We start from the raw sequence: 16,952 nt of genomic DNA, 5'->3' as shown, positions 1-16,952 counted from the left end.
ACCGGTTTTCGGGATCATGCCCGGCCAATCCAGAGACAGAAATCAGAAGATGTTGGGCGTGCTGGTCAGCGGCGCGGCGTTGGCGATCATGCGGATCGCGCGGGCCTTGTGCGTTCCGGACTGCTCGGCAATGGCGCGCAGGCAATCCACGCTCTCGGCGCCCCAAGCCTGTCCCTTGCAGGCGAAATCGATCGCGGGCATCGGCAGGCGGGCGGTCGTGGTCGTGGTCGGCGCACCTTCGACGATGTTGGCGGGCGGATTCAACGAAGCGAAGGCTGGGCCGACCGTCGGCGTGAACGCCATGCCGGCGAAGGCGCAAGCAGCCAGCGCCATGAACATTGCCATGGGGTGGTCGCTGGCACGCTGGCGAAGCGCCAGCTTCGGGCGGCGGTCAGCGCGCTCTGGAGCCTGAAAGCGGTTGCTGCTGGTGATCTGGACTTTCGCATGCATCATCATCCCCTTCGTTGATTTTCCTTTTGCGATAAAGCGAATTTAATCGCGCCTTGTAACGACGGAAAGGTGACGAGAGCCAGGCAATGTAACCGGATTGAAACATTAATGCGGGCAGAAACGGTCAAAATCGGTCATCGACTATTTTGATCCGATAGCGGATTGCTCAGCGTGCCCCGCTGGTGGCCGACGCGAACGGCAGGGCTTTTTCTTGCCCCGGGGGAATACCTTGTCGGAGGGCGCGATTGCAGCGTGACCGGCAACGGGTGGAGATTATGGAACTCTGGCTAACACCCGGATTTTCCGGGGTTTTCAGAGATCGCGGTGGAGCAGGATTCCGCTGGAACCGGGGCTGACATTTTCGCCCTGAAACCTGCGCATTTCCACAAATCATTGCATTTCAACGCAAAATATGATTATATTGAATGCATATTCAATAAAAAGAAGAGACGTTTCATGAACCCGCACCTCCGTGACGTGGCAATCCCGAACGATTGGGACCGGCGGGGATTGCCGGGCTGGAGTTACCATTCCACCGCCCTTCTCGAACTGGAAAAGGAGCATGTCTTCCGCAATCATTGGCAGATCGCCGGGCATGTCTGCGACATACCCAATGCCGGCGACTACCTCACCATGGATGTCATCGGCGAGCGCGCTCTGATCGTACGCGGCAAGGACGGCGTCGTGCGCGGCTTCAACAACATGTGCCGCCACCGCGGCAGCCGCGTCGTGGCCGACAGCCAGGGCAATTGCAAGAACGCGCTGGTCTGCCCGTTCCATGGCTGGGTCTACAATCTTGACGGCACGCTGCGCGGCGCCGCCCGCCCGCGCTCCTTCCCCGACCTCGACAAGACCGAGTTCGGCTTGATGCCGCTCGATCTCGAAATCTGGATGGGCTTCATCTTCATCCGCTTCCGCAATGGCGGGCCACAGGCTTCCGTCGCCGAGTTGTTGAAGCCGATCGAACCCGAATTCGCGCATTACAATGCCGCCGACATGGTGCCCTCCTGGGGCATCTGGACCCAGAAAACACCGGTCAACTGGAAGTCGGTGCGCGACGTCGATAATGAAGGCTATCACGTCGCCATGGCGCATCCGGCCCTGCAGGATCTCTACGGCGCCACCTATTTCGACGAACCTTTCGTCAACGGCGTCTCGCGCTCCTTCGCCACCTATAACCCGCATGCCGGGCGTCGCTGGAGCGTCAGGAACTACGTCAAGATCGCGCCGGAGCCGACTCATCTGCCGGACCATCTCAGGAAGGCCTGGGTCTATTACGGCATCTTCCCGAACGCCGTTCTGTCGGTGATGCCGGAATCGGTGCAATTCTATCAGGAGTTCCCGCTGTCGACGGGTGAGACGCTGCTGCGTGGCGCCATCTATCGCTACCGCGACGAAAGTCGCGAGCAGGCCGCTGCCCGCTATCTCTCCTTCCGCATTGATCGCGACACCATGTCGGAAGACGTGCAGCTCTCGGTCTGGTCGAACGAATCTATGCTGTCCGAGTCCTTCGAGGGTTTTTACTTCTCCGACCTCGAATATGGGGTGCGCACCCACCACGACCATCTGCGCAAGCAGCTTCCGGTGCTCGGCCTGGAAACAGCGCCGGAAGAAAAGGACATGTGGAACCTAAACGATGCGCTGAGATCGCGAGGGTAAGAACGCTGGTAATTGACGAAGCCGCCGACGACAGCGCCCTTCTCCCCGTGAAGCGGGGAGAAGGAAGAAACTCACCCCCGCCAGACACCCTCTTTCCTGAGATCATCCATGGTGCGCGAAATGCCTTCGCGCAGGATGCCGACCATGTCGTCGATCTGCTCGCGCGTGATGATGAGCGGCGGCGACATCACGCACATGTTGATCAGTGGCCGCACCAGCAGGCCAAGCTCATGGCAGTGGGCGTCGATGCGTTTTCCGACATTCTTGTCGAGTTGCAGCGGATCCTTGCTTTCGCGGTCGGCGACGCATTCGACACAACCCATCAGCCCCACGCCGCGCACTTCGCCGACCAGCGGCAGCTCTTCCAGCGTCTTCAGCTGCGCCTGGAAATAGGGGGCGACCGTCTGCGCGTGGGCAAGCACGCTTTCCTCCAACAGGTCGAGGTTCTTCAAGGCCACCGCGCAGCCGACGGGATGGCTGGTGTAGGTCAGCCCGTGGCCGAACATCGCGTCGGGATGATTCGAGCGGCGCAGCTCCTCCAGCAGCCGTTCCGAGATGATGACGCCGCCGAGCGGGAAATAGCCTGAGGTGAGGCCTTTGGCAAAGGTGATCATGTCGGGGTCGATGCCGAAGACGTCGCCGGAGGCAAAGACATGGCCAAGCCGGCCAAAGCCCGTCACCACCTCGTCGGAAACATAGAGAATGTCGTTGTCACGGCAGATCTCGCGGATGCGCTTGAGATAGCCGTCGGGCGGCACGACGACGCCGCCGGACGCCTGCACCGGTTCGCCGACGAAAGCGCCTATTCTGTCGGCTCCGACGCGCGCGACCGTGTCGCGGAACTGGTTGACGAGGAAATCGGTGAAGGCAGCGATGCTCATGCCTTGCGGACGCCGGAACGGGTCGGGCGAGGAGAGCTTGACCACCATGTCGTCGGCGCCGTCCATCCAGTCGCGATCGCGCGGGCGGCCATTGAGCGAGGCCGAAAGATAGGTCGAGCCATGGTAGGCGCCGCTACGGCTCAGGATCAGCTTCTTTTCCGGCCGGCCACGTACATTGTTGTAGAACTGCATGAAGCGCAACGCGGTCTCGACCGCGGATGAGCCGCCCGTGGTGTAGAAGACATGGCTGAGGTCGCCTGGGGCATGGCCGGCGATACGTTTGGCAAGCTCCGCCGATGGCGCGTTCATCGTGTACCAGGGCGTGTTGTAGGACAGCGCCATCGCCTGGTCGTACATCACCCTGGCGAGTTCCTCGCGACGATGGCCGACATTGACGCACCACATGCCGGCCGGGCCGTCGATGAGCCGCTTGCCGGCGTTGTCGGTGATGTAGATGCCATCGCCCTTGCCGATCAGCGCACGCGCCTCCGAACCGACGGAACCGGCATAAGGCCAGGGCTGGATGAGATGACGCTTCGCCAGCTCGACCGCATCGTCGTCGCCAGGGCCAGCCGTTTCGCCTGCCTTCAGATCTCTCACCGCCGCCATCATCGCCTCCACATCACCGAATTTTCCCGGGCATCAATCCGGTTCGCTATGGCCGAAATCATCGCCCCGCTCACTCGATTTTGAATGTCCGTTCAATCAACATTGCAGAAATGGCGCTTGATTTCAATCCGCGGATGCGCGCATGATGAAAGAAAGCCGGCAAGGGGAACAATAGCCGGCGCCAACTGAATGGGATGCCGTATGGCGGGACAGGCCGGGCCAGCAACCGAGATCACACCCGGAGCGCTCCAATGACGGTGGCTGCGGAGGGGTCGCCCCCGTTGTCCATGACGCGGGCCAGACGAAATGCCCTTCTGCAATCCGAGCCCGTACAGGGCTTTGCCCTGATCAGCCCGACCTTGCTCTACGCGCTCATCCTGCTGGTCCTGCCGATACTTGTGGTCATCGCCCACTCCTTCTGGACGCAGCACTACCTGACCATCGACCGCACCTTCACGCTGGAAAATTACCGCGTCGCGCTGACCGAGCCGATTTACCGCGATCTGTTATGGCGCTCGCTCTACATCTCGCTGACGGTCAGCCTGTTCACCGTCGTCCTCGCCTACCCGATCGCCTATTTCATTTCCTTCCGCTGCGGCCGTCACAAGAGCCTGTGGCTGTTCCTCATCACCATCCCGTTCTGGACCAGCTATCTCCTGCGCGTGATGTCGTGGAAGGTCATCCTGGGCTATAACGGCGTCTTGAATTCCGGCCTGATGGGTCTGGGCATCATCGACGAACCCTCGACAGCCCTGCTCTACAATTCGAGCGCCGTCATCATCACCCTTACCCATGCCTGGGCGGCCTTCGCCATTCTGCCGATCTTCGTGTCCCTGGAGAAGGTCGACCGCACGCTGGTCGAAGCGGCCACCGATCTTGGCGATGGCCCTTTGCGCTCGTTCCTGCGCGTGACCTTGCCGCTGTCGGCGCCAGGCATCATTTCCGCGGCGCTGATCGTCATGATCCCGACGGTCGGCGACTACGTCACGCCAAAGCTCGTCGGCGGCAAGGATGGCGTCATGATCGCCAATGCCATCCAGGCACAGTTCGGCAAGGCGGCCAACTGGCCGCTCGGTGCCGCACTTTCCGTCACCACCATGCTGATCGTCTCCCTGATGGCTGGCGCCACGGTGCTGATCATCCGCACTTTGCAAAGGATGGCGCGATGAGGGCGCGGCGCTTCCTGCCGGGCGGCTGGCTGCCCGCCTACGCGTTCCTCTATATCGTCTTTCTCTATCTGCCCGTCATCTTCCTGCCGATCTTCTCGATCAACACGGCCGCGACGCCGAAATTCCCGCTGACCGGTTTCACTCTGCAATGGTACGAGGACCTGCCGCGCACGCCGGCGCTGCTCGACGCCGCCTGGAACAGCCTGATCGTCGGCGTCTCGGCGGCCATCCTCTCCACCGTACTCGGCATCCTCGCCGCCCGCTCGATCACCCGCTACCGCTATCCCGGCCGCCGCGCCATCAATGGCCTGATCATGGCGCCGCTTGTGCTGCCTGAAGTGATCGTTGCCATCTCCATGCTGCTGGTGATGCTGCAGCTTGGCTTGAGCCTGTCGCTGTTCACCGTCGTGCTCGGCCACGTGCTGATCTGCATTCCCTATTCAATGACAGTGCTGACCTCCGGCTTCGAAGGTTTCGACCGCAGCCTCGAGGAAGCCTCCGCCGATCTCGGCGAGAGCGCCTTCGGCACTTTCCGGCGCGTGACGTTGCCGATGGTGGCGCCGGCGATCATTTCCAGCCTGCTGGTCTGCTTCACCATCTCTCTGGATGAATTCATCATCGCCTTCTTCCTCACCGGCACCGAGGCGACGCTGCCGATCTACATCTGGGGCCAGTTGCGTTTCGCATCGAAACTGCCCGGCGTGCTGGCGCTGGGCACGCTGCTCTTGGTCGCCTCCTTCCTGCTGATGACGATCGCCGAAATGCTGCGTCGCCGCGCGGCCAGACGCACCCAGAACGAGGGAGGCCTCTATGCCTGAGCAGCCGCGGATCGAGCGCATTCACGCGGACAGGATCCAATCCGAAAGACCGATGATTGAGATCCGCAACGTCACCCGCAGCTACGGAGCCTTCAGGGCGCTGGACGACGCCTCCTTGACCATCAGGGAAGGCGAGTTCTTCTCGCTGCTTGGTCCGTCCGGCTGCGGCAAGACCACGCTTTTGCGCATGATCGCCGGGTTCGACAATCCGACCAGCGGTTCGATCGCGGTTGGCGGCCAGCCGATGGAAGGTATCCCGGCCAACCGCCGGCCGACCAACATGGTGTTCCAGAGCTACGCCATCTTCCCGCACCTCAATGTCGAGCAGAACGTCGCCTACGGACTGAAGCGGCTGAAGCTGCGGGCCGGCGAGGAGGAGCGCCGCGTCGAGGAAGCGTTGGCGCAGGTCTCGCTCACCGGCCTCGGCAAACGGCTTGCCACGGAGCTTTCCGGCGGCCAACGCCAGCGCGTCGCGCTTGCTCGCGCCCTGGTGATGCGGCCCAAGGTGCTTTTACTCGACGAGCCGCTCTCGGCGCTCGACAAGAAGCTGCGCGAGCAGATGCAGGTCGAACTGCGCCGCCTGCAGCAGGCCGTCGGCATCACCTTCGTATTGGTCACCCACGACCAGTATGAGGCGCTCGCCATGTCCGACCGCATCGCCGTGATGTTCGGCGGCAGGATCGCGCAGGTCGCCTCGCCGAAGGAAATCTACCAGCGCCCGGTCAACCGCCAGGTCGCCGACTTCCTTGGCGGCATGAACTTCGTCAAGGCCGAGATCGTCGAGGAGAACGGCGCCTCGCTGATCGTCGATACGCTGGGTTTCGGCCGCATCAAGACCGATAAGCCCAAGGCTTTCGTGCGCAACGGCGGCGGCGCCACGCTCGGCATCAGGCCGGAGCGCCTGCGCGTGCTATGGGACAATGCGACAGCCAAGTTCGAGGTCGCCGGCAAGGTGGTCGAGCGCCATTATTTCGGCGAGATCACCCATCTGATCGTCGAGATCCCCGGGCTGGAAAAGCCGCTGTCGGTGACCGAGACCAACGATTTCGGTGCCGATGATATCCCGGTCGGCACCTCCATCCGCCTCGCCTACGATCCCGAAGCCCTGGTCGCGATGGCCGACTGAACATCGGCGATGATCCTGCGCGCCGCGATGCGCCCGGCCACGATCGCGCCTTCGACATAGCCCGGGAATGACGGCGACAGTTCCGACGAAGCGAAATGCACCGGCGGCGCACCGGCAAGAATGGTGCGCTCGGCATCCCTCGCCGTCACATCGACGATCAGGTCGCTATAGGCACCGCCGCTCCAGCCATCATGCGTCCAGTCGCGGCGGTTGAAATCGAGACTATCGGCGGCATCGGAACCGAGAGCCTCCACAAGCTTCGTCGTCACCTGCGCCCGCAGGTCCGCCTCGCCGAGTTCGTGCCAGCGCAGCGCCAGCGGCCCGCCAATGAAGACGACTAGCGCCGCATGCTCGGAATCCCTGCTGGCGTCGCAGGCAAACAGCCCCGGCAGATCCCGCCACATCACCATTCCGCTCAAATTCCGTTCGCGCCAGAATGGCTTGGGATAGCGCACCAGGATCTTGATGACCGCGCCGCTTTCCCAGGCGCCGAGCGCCGTTTCCAGGGCTGCTGGCAAGGCTGGCGTAAAATCGAGCCTCGCGGCTGTCGCCGGCGGCACGGCGACCAGAACTTCGCGCGCTTCGACCACGCCATTGATCGAGACAACCCGAACCCCTGGCGGACCGTATTCGATGCGGGTCACCGGTTCACCGAGCCTCACACGGCCGCCGAGGTCCTCGGCCAGATCATCGGCCATCGACTGCATGGTCTCGCGCAGGGAATATTGCAGCTCCGGCACCTCGTTGATGATGCGCCGGTCATTGTCGATGAGATACCACAGTGGCACCTTCTCCAATGCCAGGCACCACAGGCCTTCGATCATCGACCGGAAGGCCGCCTTGGCCTCGCCCGCGTCATCCTGCGTCTCCAGCCACCCGGCAACGGTCAATCCCGCAATGGCAGGATCGTTGGGCTCGATCCTGTTCATGCGTTCGCGGATTGCCATAGCGGCGTGATAGGTCCGCTCGGCTTTGCCGACCGACATTGACGGGTGGGTGATGAAATCACCCTCGACGTAAGTCTCGACGAATGTCTTGCCGCGAGCCCGGGCCAGTTCCATCAGCTGCGGCATGTCCTCGCACAGGAATTGGCCGCCGCTGTCGATGCGCTCGCCAAGTCCGTTTCGCACGGTCTCGACGCGGCCGCCGACACGATCGCGGGCCTCCACAAGCACGAAATCGACGCCGGCGCGCTTCAATTCAATCGCGGCCGATAGGCCGGTGAAGCCTGCGCCGACGATAACGACGTCGGTTCTTTCGATCTTGTCGTTCAATAGCCAGCCTTGATCTTCTCGAACTCGTCGATCATGCGCTTCTTCAGCTCCGGCGGTACCGGCTGCTGGAACAGGGTCTTGTCGAGGAACCTGTCGAGATTGTCGAAGCCGCGGTCGGCCAGCACCTTGTGGTCGATTTCAGCCATCCCGGCGCCATTGCCGTGGCCGTAGCCGAAGGTCTTGACCAAATAGTCCGATACGCCGGGCGCGTTGACGGCGCTGAGGAAATCATACGCCTCGTCGAGCTTGCCTGGCGCATCCTTCATCAGCACATAGCCGCATACCCAGGTCGAAATCCCTTCCTTGGTCTCTCGGTTCATGGCGATCGGCAGGCCCTGTCCCTTCAGCGTCACGAAGGTCTCGTTCCAGCCCCAGACGAGATCGACCTCGTTGCCGATAAAGGCCTGGTTGAGGTCGGTGTCGTCGGTCCAGTAGAAGCGGATGTTCTTGTGCACGTCGCGTAGGAAAGCGGACGCCTGCTTGAACTGGTCGTCGGTCATCTTGGTCCAGTCCTTGAGACCGATGACCAAACTCGCCAAGGCATAGGCGTCATCGACGTTGTCGCCGATGGTGACGCGGCCCTTGAACCGCGGATCGGCGAAAATCTTGAGCGACTGTGCCTGTTCGGCCGTCACCTTGTCGGTGCGGTAGAGCAGCGAGGTGTTGCCCCAGTCGAATGGCATGAACCAGGCCTTGCCGTCGGCGGTGACGGCGAGATCCTTCATCGCCATGATACCGGGATTGAGGTCCTTCCAGCCTTCTATCCTGGACGTGTCGAGCGGCTGCAGCATGCCGGCTTCGCGCCACTTCACCACGCTTTGCGAGCAGGGATGCGCGATATCGGCCTTGAAACCCGCCCGCATCTTCTCGAACGCCTCGTCCTCGTCGCCGAAGAAGGCAAAGGTCGGCTCGGCGCCGTATTTGGTGGTGTACGCCGGGTGCAGCAGCGGGTCCTCATAGCCCGACCAGTCGAACACGACGAGGTCGCCGCCGCCCTCGGCGAGCGCGTAAACCGCACCGGCACCGAACGTGCAGGCAGCGGCGATGACAAGGCGGCGAAGCACGGAATTCATGGTGCGAAAAACTCCCCCATCGCGAAAGATGCCGAGAGCGAGGTTAGGCAAATTCAAGCGCTTTGGCGAGCCCATCCGCCGCTCCTGCCGGCGCACGGACGGGTCCGCCAGGCAAAGGCTTAATAGCCCGCTTTGATCTTCTCGAACTCGGCGAGCTTGAGATCGGACGGCAGCGGCTGCTGGAACAGCGTCTTGTCGACGAATTTCTGCACGTCGTCATAGCCCTTTTCCTTCAGGACAGCCTGATCGACGCCGGCCATGCCCTTGGCATTGGCCTGGCCGTAGCCCCAATCCTTGACCAGCACCTTGGCGATCTCCGGATCGTTGACTGCGTTGAGATAATCATAGGCCTTGTCGGTATTGCCGGGTGAGTCCTTGAACAGCACATAGCCGCAGACCCAGGTCGAGATGCCTTCCGCCGTGTCCTTCTTCGACTTGATCGGCACGCCGGCGGCGGCCGACTGCACGGTCGCATCGTTCCAGGCCCAGGCGAGATCGACCTCGCCGCCGCTCAGAAGCTGGACGACGTCGGTGGTGTCGGTCCAGTAGGAGCGCACGTTCTTGTGTACCTGGCGCAGGAAGTCGGAGGCCTGCTTGAACTGGTCGTCGGTCATCTTGGTCCAGTCCCTCAGGCCGATGGCGAGGCTCGCCAGCGCATAGGCATCGTCGACATTGTCGCCGATCGAGACCCGGCCCTTGAACTTCGGATCGGCAAACGCCTTCAGCGACTGCACGTCCTTCTCGTCGATCTTGGAGGAATTGTAGGTAAGCTGCGTATTGCCCCAGTCCCAGGGCATGAACCAGGCTTTTCCGTCATCGGTCGTGGCGAGATTCTTCATCGCCATGATGCCGGGATTGAGGTCCTTCCAGCCCGTGATCCTAGAGGTGTCGAGCGGCTGCAGCAGGCCAGCCTCGCGCCACTTCACCACGCTCTGCGAGCAGGGATGGCCAAGGTCGGCCTTGAAGCCGGAACGGACCTTCTCGAACGCCTCGTCCTCATCGCCGAAGAAGGCGAAGGTCGGCGAATCGCCGCTCTTGTCGACGTATTTCGGGTGGAAGCCCGGGGCCTCGTAGCCGGACCAATCAAACACGATAAGATCCTTGTCGGCGGCGATCGCCAGGGCGGCGGCGGAAGCCGCCAGTGCACCGGCCAGTGCAAGCGTCAGTGTCAGGCGTCTTGTCAGTGTCTTCATTGCTGCTCCATCCTCTGTGGTTTTCTTATGATTTCGTTGGGCCGGCCGCCTTCCGCGGGTAATGTTTCGGGAAAGCCGCCGACAGGAATTCATTGGCCGCCTGCAAGGCCGTCTCGCGGGTCGTGTCCTCGGTGCCCATCATCAACCGCAGCCACAAGCCTTCCAGCATGGCGCTTAGAGCCAGCGCCATGACCTGCGGCTCGTAGGCATAGCCGCCGTTTTGCTTGAGCGCCGTGCAGAGGTCGATGAAAATATTCTGGTAAACGGCATCCCGCGCACTGCTCAGCGCCTGGTAGGTCGGCCGCGATTTGGCCTCGCCCCAGAAGGCGCACCAGGCGGCAAGCTTGCGCTTGTTGCAGATCGAGCGGTCGAAATCGGCCGCGACCAGCGCCTGGAGCTGGTCGGCAGGATCGTCACCTGCCTTGTGCAGCGCATTGCGCCAATGCGCCGAGTATTCGTCATACATGTGCTGCAAGGTCGCGATGAGCAGCTTTTCCTTGCTCTCGAAATGGAAATTGACGATGCCGCGCGACAGACCGGCGCCATCGGCGACATCGGCCATCGTCGTTTCCGAATAGCCGCGCTTGGCCAGCGAATCGATCGTCGCCTCGATAAGCTGAAGCTGCCTGACCTCCTTCGCGGCCTTGCGCCCGCGCTTTTCGGATTCAGCCTTCCGTACGGGTTCAAGGAGCGCGTCCCTGGCGTCTGCCGTCTTCATGCGTATGATGGTCTCCAGCATCGCCGGCTATCCCTTTGCGTCCGGCTTCCACCCGCGAAGATGAGTGGGACGGTGCTCGCCACTGTCAAGCACCTTCTGCATGGCTTCCCAGGTTCGAATGTTGTCGACACAGGCCGACCGACCACGGCAGCAACGGCCGAATAGCGATCCCTTCAACCCCATAGCGCTAGGAGCGGATGGCGGTGTAGTCATGTTCCGGCTCGGCCTCCGCCGTTTCGATCATCAGCCCTCGGTCCCCAATGGACGAACGCCTGTTTCGAACGCCGGCAAAGCGTAATCCATGTCTGGAAAAACGCAACATCATTTGTTGAACATTCATTCAGAATGGCTGGACAGAATGGCTGACACCATGCCAAATTCCACGTATTCGGGAACAGATCACGCGAAAATGAAGAGCGGGTCGCAGATGAGAACTGGGCCAAAATGAAAGCTTGGGACGCGATCATCATCGGCGGCGGACACAACGGTCTGGTCAACGCCTGTTACCTGCAGCGCGCCGGTCTTGACGTGCTGGTGGTGGAGAAGAACGACTGGGTCGGCGGTGCCGCCACCAGCCGCGAGCTGACGCCGGGCTTCCTCTATTCCAACTGCTCTTATGTCTGCTCGCTGTTCAGGCCCGAGATCATGCGTGATCTCGAGCTGCCGCGCTTCGGCCTGCAGGTGATTTCCTATGAAGGCGGCGCGGTCTTCACCCGGGATGGCGACTATCTCGCCAACTGCCGCGACCACGACGCGCACCGGCGCGAATTCGCCCGCTTCTCCAAAAGGGATGCCGAGGCCTACGACCGCTACTCCCGCGACGTGACGCGACAGTGCCGCTTCATCCAGCCGCTGCTGATGCGCACGGCGCCGGATCCGACCAGCCTGCGTCCGCGCGATCTCGGCGAACTGCTCTATCTCGGCAAGAAATTCGCCGGTCTCTCCGCCGAGGAAATGGCGCTGACCCTGCGCTTCTGGACCATGTCCATCTCGGACTTCCTCGACGAATATTTCGAGACCGATGTCATCAAGGCGAACTTCGCGCTGTCCGGCATCATTGGCACGGCACTCGGGCCGATGTCGCCCGGCACGGCTTACGTCCTGCTGCACCACTATATGGGCGAGGTCGACGGTTCGGTCGGTGCCTGGGGCTATGCGCGCGGCGGCATGGGCGCGGTCACCAAGGCACTGGCCGCTTCCTTCAAGGCCGCGGGTGGAACCATCCGCACCGGCGCCGAGGTCGACCACGTGCTGGTAAGCAGAGGCAAGGCGAAAGGCGTCGTTCTGGCCGGCGGCGAGGAGATCTACGGCAAGCTGGTCGTCTCCAATGCCGACGTGAAGCGCACCTTCCTGAGGCTGGTCGAGGAAAAGGAACTGCCCGACATCTTCCTGCGCCGGGTCAAGAATTTCAAGATCCGGGGCTCCTCAGGCAAGGTCAACATCGCACTCGATTCGCTGCCGGAATTTCCCGCGCTGCCGAAGGACTCGCCGGTCTACCGCGGCGACATGCATTTCACCGATTCGATCGAGCGCATGGAGCGCGCCTATGACGACTGGAAGGCCGGCCGCTGGTCCGCCGATCCCTTCCTCGACATGGTCATCCCGACGACGCTCGACCCGACCATGGCGCCGCCTGGCAAGCATTTCATGAGCTGCTTCGTGCAGTACGCGCCGCCCAAGATCGCTGGTCGCGAGTGGACGGACGCCGATCGCGACGGTTTTGCCGAAAGCGTGGTCGCGCAGATCGCTGAGTATTCGCCGGGTTTTCGCGACCACATCGTCCATATGGAGGTGCGCACGCCGCGCGAGATCGAAGCCGAGGTCGGCCTCACCGAAGGCAACATCTTTCAGGGCGAACTCACCTTCGACCAGCTGCTGTTCAACCGCCCGGTGCCGGGCTACGCGCAGTATCGTTCACCGCTCAGTGGGCTCTATATGTGCGGTTCCTCGACCCATCCCGGCGGCGGCGTCATGGGTGCGCCCGGACGCAACGCCGCGGCCGAGATCCTGCGCGATCTCGCAAAATCCACCTCGCATATGAGCCCGGCCCATGACGTCATCTGATGCACCAAAATGGGATGTGCTTGTCATTGGCGGCGGCCACAACGGGCTTGTCGCCGCCGCCACGCTGGCGAAGGCAGGTCGCAAGGCGCTGGTACTGGAAGCCGGAGCCGAACTCGGCGGCGCCGCGCGCACCGAGGAATTCGCGCCCGGCTTTCGCATCTCGTCGGTCGCGCATGTGCTGAACCGGCTGCATCCCGATGTGGTGAAGACGCTGGGGCTGGAAAAACACGGGCTGCAAATCGCTCGCGCCGACTTCGCCCCGTCGGTCGCTTTGTCGAAAGATGGACCGCCGCTTGTCCTGCATGGCGCCTATGGCGAGGTGCTGACCGGCGCCAGTTCGTCGGAACAGTCCGCCTGGAAGGATTTGCGCGCGCAACTGCTGCGCTACGCAGGCATCCTGAAGCCCTTCCTCTCTCGACGCCCGCCCGATCTCGGCGGCATGTCGCTGTTCGAAGGCGCGGCACTTGGCCAGACCGCGGTGGCGCTGAAGAAGCTCGGCAAGGAAGACATGCGCGACTTCCTGCGCGTGCTTTTGATGAACGTTGCCGACCTGCTTGACGAGCAGCTCGCCGACGACAGGCTGAAAGGCCTGCTCGCCTTCGATGCCACGCTCGGCAGCCATCTTGGCCCGCGCTCGCCGACCTCGCTGCTCGGCCTCTATTATCGTCTGGCCGGAGAGATCGGCGGTGCGGCCGGAGCGCAGATACTGCCACAGGGCGGCATGGGCGCGGTGGTCGCCATCCTCCGCGCCGCTGCCGAAAAGGCTGGCGTCACGATCCGCACGTCGGTGCCCGTCGCAAGGATCATTGCCGAGAAAGGCCGCGCCGTCGGCGTCGTCCTCGACAATAGCGAGGAGCTTCGCGCCAGGACGATCGTCTCCGCCATCAATCCGGCGACCACCTTCCTCGATCTTGTCGGGCCGCGCGGGATCGACACCGGCTTCATGCGCAAGGTCAGAAATATCCGCATGAAGGGCGATGCCGCCAAGCTCCATTTGGCGCTCGACCGGCCGCCGCAATTTTCCGGGGTCGATGCTGCCGGCAGCAAGGGGCGGCTGGTCATTGCGCCCTCCCCAGACCATGTCGAGCGTGCCTTCAATCCATCCAAATATGGCGAGTTCTCGCCCGAGCCGGTGATGGAAATCACCTTGCCCAGCCTTGCGGACCCATCGCTGGCGCCAGGCGGTGCCTGCGTCTTGTCGGCCGTGGTGCAATATGCGCCTTATGCACCGAAGGTAAGCTGGGATGCCGGCAAGCCGAAATTCCTCGAGGCTATCATGGCTCAGTTGGAAGCCTACGCGCCTGGCATAGGCAAGACGGTGGTTCAAGCCGAACTGCTCACCCCTGCCGACATCGAGAAGCGCTTCCGCATGCCAGGCGGCCACTGGCACCATGGTGAACTGCAGGCCGATCAAATGCTGATCTCGCACCCCGTCTCCGGCTGGTCGGGCTACGACACGCCGCTCGACGGGCTGTTCCTGGCCGGTGCGGGTTCGCATCCCGGTGGTGGTGTTTCGGGTGCGCCCGGCTTGAACGCGGCACGGCACATCATCGCGATGAAAGGGTGATTTGATGCTTCAGCCAATCAACGCCGCCTTTCGCTGCGAAGGAACGCTGCCATGACCAGTCAGCTCGACAACGCGGCCCGCACCCTGGCGCAATCCCACTTCCGCACGCCGCGCATTGGCACGCCGTTCCAACCGCGTATCGACGCCCTAGCCAAGACCCAGGACTGGTACAATTGGGCCGGCTACCGCGCGCCGCATTCGCTTTGGGACGAGGAGCTCGAATACTTCGCCATCCGCAGCCAGGCAGCACTGTTCGACATCTCGCCGATGACCAAATATCGGATCGAGGGACCGGATGCCGAAGCCTTCCTCGACCGCGTCACCTTGCGCGATGTCACCAGGCTCAGGCCCGGCCGCGTTCATTACACCGCGTGGTGTGACGACGAAGGTTTTGTCCTGGACGATGGTACGCTTTTTCGCTTGTCGCCGACACGCTTCCGGCTGTGTTCGCAGGAGCGGCATCTGCCGTGGCTGCTGGACAGTGCCCTTGGCTCGACGTCATTGTCGAGGAAGAAACCGAGGCCGTCGCCGGGCTCGCCTTGCAGGGCCCAACCGCCTTCGCCGTGCTGCGCGATGCCGGTTTCGCCGGTGTCGAGAAGCTGAAAATATTCGACCTTGCCGAATTCCCGCATGACGGCGACACGGCCACCATCTCGCGCACCGGCTTTACCGGCGATCTCGGCTACGAGCTGTTCGTGCCGGTCGACAAGGCGCTCAGCCTGTGGGACCGGTTGATGGCCGCGGGCGAACTTCGCGGCATCCGCGCCATCGGCTACACCGCGCTCAATCGGGCTAGGCTCGAAGCCGGGCTGATCGTCGCCAATGCCGATTTCACCACCGCCGAACACGCCATTCGCGCCGACCGCCGGCGCATGCCCGATGAGATCGGGCTCGGCTTCATGATCGATCTGGAAAAAGGCCATTTCAACGGCCGTCGTGCCATCCTCGAAGCGAGGGCGAAACGCAAGCTGCGCCATGTCCTGGTTGGGCTGGAGATCGAGGGCAACATCCCGGCCGAACACGCGATCGTCTACCACAAGAAGTCAAAGGACGTCGGCCTGGTCAGCGCCGCCATGTGGTCGCCGATGGCCAAGCGCAACATCGCCATCGCCTCGCTGACGCTGCCCTATGGTGATACTGTCGTGGAGGACCTCTGGGTCGAGATCTACGCCATGCGCGAGCTGCAGTACCAGAAGCTGATGAAACGGGCCAAGGTCGTGGCGCGGCCCTTCATAAAGCTCGACCGCCGCACCGCCAACCCGCCGGCGGATTTCTGACCATGACCGAGGAAGCGGGCAAGCACCATGAAGAAGGCGAAGCCGCCGAGCAGTGGGAGCTGGTCAACACGCCGCTCGGCGAGAAATGGTCCGGCCGCACGCGCTATGCCGCCGCCATGTTCTTCTACAAGCAGGGCGAGATGAGCGCCGAGACGCTCGAAGTCTATCGCATCTGCGCGCGGCTCGATGCGGAAAACCCCTTGCCGATCATTCGCGATCGTGGCGTCGGCAAGGACTGGCTGAAGCGCATGGGCTTCGAATAAGCCACTCTAACCTATCGTTCTTTCCAGCATGCTCAGCCAGTTGCGGTAGGCGATCTTTTCGATCAGCGCGCGGCCGAAACCGCGTGCCGCCAGCGCATCGATGAGTTTCGGCAGGCCAGCGACGTCGCCGATGACGGCCGGGATCATGGCACCGTCGAAATCCGAGCCGAGACCGACGCCGTCCTCGCCCAAAGCCTGCAGCAGGGAATCGATATGGCGCACCATGATGTCGAGGCTGGTGTCGGCATTCATGCGGCCGTCCTCGCGCAGGAAGCCGGTGGCGAAGTTGAGGCCGACCATGCCGCCGGACTCGCGGATCGCTCCGAGCTGCCAGTCCGTCAGATTGCGCGAATGGCCGCAGATCGCGTGCACGTTGGAGTGGGTGGCGACCAGCGGCGCATCGCTAAGTGCTGCAACATCGCGGAAGCCCTTCTCGTTGAGATGCGAGAGGTCGACCATGATCTTCAGTTCATTGCAGGCCTTGACCAGCGCCTTGCCGGCATCGGTCAGGCCAGGTCCGGTGTCGGGCGAGGACGGAAAGCGGAACGGCACGCCATTACCGAACGCATTCGGCCGGCTCCAGACGATGCCGAGCGAACGCAGGCCCGCGGCATGCAGAACGTCGAGCATGGTGAGTTCGGGATCGATCGCCTCGACGCCCTCGATGTGGAACACCGCGGCAACCGTGCCTTGTGCCATGGCGTTGCGCACGTCGCCGGCACTGCGGCAGATCGCCAATGCGCCGGCGCGCTCAAGCCGGAACAGGATGGACGCCATGGCGATCGTCGAGTTGAGCGCATCGGCGCGCGGA

Annotated in this window: 14 protein-coding genes and 1 pseudogene; 8 read left to right on the top strand and 7 right to left on the bottom strand. The window is 62.7% G+C overall.

Annotated features, from left to right (window positions below; genetic code table 11):
* Positions 1 to 42 precede the first annotated feature (42 nt).
* Entirely contained in the window at positions 43 to 450 is a 408-nt protein-coding gene (locus O7A61_RS11465; protein ID WP_140712893.1) for a hypothetical protein, read from the bottom strand.
* 456 nt (positions 451 to 906) lie between these two features.
* Here O7A61_RS11465 and O7A61_RS11460 point away from each other — a divergent pair, with 456 nt between their 5' ends.
* The gene (locus O7A61_RS11460) at positions 907 to 2,109 is read left to right on the top strand and encodes an aromatic ring-hydroxylating oxygenase subunit alpha (protein WP_337129876.1); all 1,203 of its coding nucleotides are present in this window, start codon (positions 907 to 909) and stop codon (positions 2,107 to 2,109) included.
* A gap of 71 nt (positions 2,110 to 2,180) precedes the next feature.
* Here the strand turns inward: O7A61_RS11460 and O7A61_RS11455 are convergent, their stop codons facing one another.
* Positions 2,181 to 3,599, bottom strand: coding sequence for an aminotransferase (locus tag O7A61_RS11455; RefSeq protein ID WP_337129875.1), 1,419 nt, complete (start codon positions 3,597 to 3,599; stop codon positions 2,181 to 2,183).
* A gap of 251 nt (positions 3,600 to 3,850) precedes the next feature.
* Between O7A61_RS11455 and O7A61_RS11450 the strand changes: the two genes are divergently transcribed.
* The 3 genes from O7A61_RS11450 to O7A61_RS11440 are packed head-to-tail and all read left to right on the top strand — an operon-like array spanning position 3,851 to position 6,712.
* Positions 3,851 to 4,768 (top strand): ABC transporter permease, encoded by a 918-nt coding sequence (locus tag O7A61_RS11450; protein WP_337129874.1) that lies wholly within the window; start codon positions 3,851 to 3,853, stop codon positions 4,766 to 4,768.
* On the top strand, positions 4,765 to 5,586 hold the full coding sequence (locus O7A61_RS11445; protein ID WP_337129873.1) for an ABC transporter permease: 822 nt from the start codon (positions 4,765 to 4,767) through the stop codon (positions 5,584 to 5,586). The genes O7A61_RS11450 and O7A61_RS11445 overlap by 4 nt, the downstream gene beginning before the upstream one ends.
* Before the next feature lie 52 nt (positions 5,587 to 5,638).
* Positions 5,639 to 6,712 carry an ABC transporter ATP-binding protein gene (locus tag O7A61_RS11440; protein WP_337129872.1) on the top strand — a complete coding sequence of 358 codons (1,074 nt, stop codon included), beginning with the start codon at positions 5,639 to 5,641 and terminating at the stop codon, positions 6,710 to 6,712.
* Here O7A61_RS11440 and O7A61_RS11435 read toward each other — a convergent pair.
* The 4 genes from O7A61_RS11435 to betI form a co-directional block, all read right to left on the bottom strand.
* A complete protein-coding gene (locus tag O7A61_RS11435; RefSeq protein ID WP_337129871.1) occupies positions 6,676 to 7,986 on the bottom strand; it encodes a flavin monoamine oxidase family protein in 1,311 nt (436 codons plus the stop codon). The two genes, O7A61_RS11440 and O7A61_RS11435, sit on opposite strands and share 37 nt — an antisense overlap.
* Positions 7,983 to 9,059 carry an extracellular solute-binding protein gene (locus tag O7A61_RS11430; RefSeq protein WP_337129870.1) on the bottom strand — a complete coding sequence of 359 codons (1,077 nt, stop codon included), beginning with the start codon at positions 9,057 to 9,059 and terminating at the stop codon, positions 7,983 to 7,985. The genes O7A61_RS11435 and O7A61_RS11430 overlap by 4 nt, the downstream gene beginning before the upstream one ends.
* 119 nt (positions 9,060 to 9,178) lie before the next feature.
* Positions 9,179 to 10,252, bottom strand: a complete 1,074-nt coding sequence (locus tag O7A61_RS11425; RefSeq protein WP_337129869.1) for an ABC transporter substrate-binding protein — start codon at positions 10,250 to 10,252, stop codon at positions 9,179 to 9,181.
* Positions 10,253 to 10,277: 25 nt separating this feature from the next.
* Positions 10,278 to 10,991: a transcriptional regulator BetI gene (gene betI / locus O7A61_RS11420; protein ID WP_337129868.1), complete on the bottom strand. Its 714-nt coding sequence runs from the start codon at positions 10,989 to 10,991 to the stop codon at positions 10,278 to 10,280.
* Positions 10,992 to 11,414: 423 nt separating this feature from the next.
* On the opposite strand from betI, the gene O7A61_RS11415 reads away from it, so the two are divergent.
* From O7A61_RS11415 to O7A61_RS11400, 4 genes and pseudogenes are all read left to right on the top strand, one after another.
* On the top strand, positions 11,415 to 13,034 hold the full coding sequence (locus O7A61_RS11415; RefSeq protein ID WP_337129866.1) for a phytoene desaturase family protein: 1,620 nt from the start codon (positions 11,415 to 11,417) through the stop codon (positions 13,032 to 13,034).
* Positions 13,021 to 14,601 carry a phytoene desaturase family protein gene (locus O7A61_RS11410; protein ID WP_337129865.1) on the top strand — a complete coding sequence of 527 codons (1,581 nt, stop codon included), beginning with the start codon at positions 13,021 to 13,023 and terminating at the stop codon, positions 14,599 to 14,601. Before O7A61_RS11415 ends, O7A61_RS11410 begins: the two co-directional genes overlap by 14 nt.
* Positions 14,602 to 14,652: 51 nt before the next feature.
* Positions 14,653 to 15,878: pseudogene (locus tag O7A61_RS11405) on the top strand (aminomethyltransferase family protein).
* A 2-nt stretch (positions 15,879 to 15,880) separates the two neighbouring features.
* Positions 15,881 to 16,141, top strand: a complete 261-nt coding sequence (locus tag O7A61_RS11400; protein ID WP_337129864.1) for a hypothetical protein — start codon at positions 15,881 to 15,883, stop codon at positions 16,139 to 16,141.
* Between the two features lie 6 nt (positions 16,142 to 16,147).
* Here O7A61_RS11400 and O7A61_RS11395 read toward each other — a convergent pair.
* A partial coding sequence (locus O7A61_RS11395; protein ID WP_337129863.1) for a dipeptidase occupies positions 16,148 to 16,952 on the bottom strand: 805 nt, incomplete at its 5' end.

The sequence above is a fragment of the Mesorhizobium sp. Cs1321R2N1 genome (assembly GCF_037179725.1).
GTDB classification, from domain to species: domain Bacteria; phylum Pseudomonadota; class Alphaproteobacteria; order Rhizobiales; family Rhizobiaceae; genus Mesorhizobium; species Mesorhizobium salmacidum.
This window is presented reverse-complemented; position numbering and strand designations above follow the sequence as displayed.

Coding starts and splice junctions, on each gene's coding strand:
- O7A61_RS11400 (WP_337129864.1), top strand. CDS start 15,881: ATGACCGAGGAAGCGGGCAAGCACCATGAAGAAGGCGAAGCCGCCGAG.
- O7A61_RS11430 (WP_337129870.1), bottom strand. CDS start 9,059: ATGAATTCCGTGCTTCGCCGCCTTGTCATCGCCGCTGCCTGCACGTTC.
- O7A61_RS11415 (WP_337129866.1), top strand. CDS start 11,415: ATGAAAGCTTGGGACGCGATCATCATCGGCGGCGGACACAACGGTCTG.
- O7A61_RS11410 (WP_337129865.1), top strand. CDS start 13,021: ATGACGTCATCTGATGCACCAAAATGGGATGTGCTTGTCATTGGCGGC.
- betI (WP_337129868.1), bottom strand. CDS start 10,991: ATGCTGGAGACCATCATACGCATGAAGACGGCAGACGCCAGGGACGCG.
- O7A61_RS11450 (WP_337129874.1), top strand. CDS start 3,851: ATGACGGTGGCTGCGGAGGGGTCGCCCCCGTTGTCCATGACGCGGGCC.
- O7A61_RS11460 (WP_337129876.1), top strand. CDS start 907: ATGAACCCGCACCTCCGTGACGTGGCAATCCCGAACGATTGGGACCGG.
- O7A61_RS11440 (WP_337129872.1), top strand. CDS start 5,639: ATGATTGAGATCCGCAACGTCACCCGCAGCTACGGAGCCTTCAGGGCG.
- O7A61_RS11455 (WP_337129875.1), bottom strand. CDS start 3,599: ATGGCGGCGGTGAGAGATCTGAAGGCAGGCGAAACGGCTGGCCCTGGC.
- O7A61_RS11425 (WP_337129869.1), bottom strand. CDS start 10,252: ATGAAGACACTGACAAGACGCCTGACACTGACGCTTGCACTGGCCGGT.
- O7A61_RS11445 (WP_337129873.1), top strand. CDS start 4,765: ATGAGGGCGCGGCGCTTCCTGCCGGGCGGCTGGCTGCCCGCCTACGCG.
- O7A61_RS11465 (WP_140712893.1), bottom strand. CDS start 450: ATGCATGCGAAAGTCCAGATCACCAGCAGCAACCGCTTTCAGGCTCCA.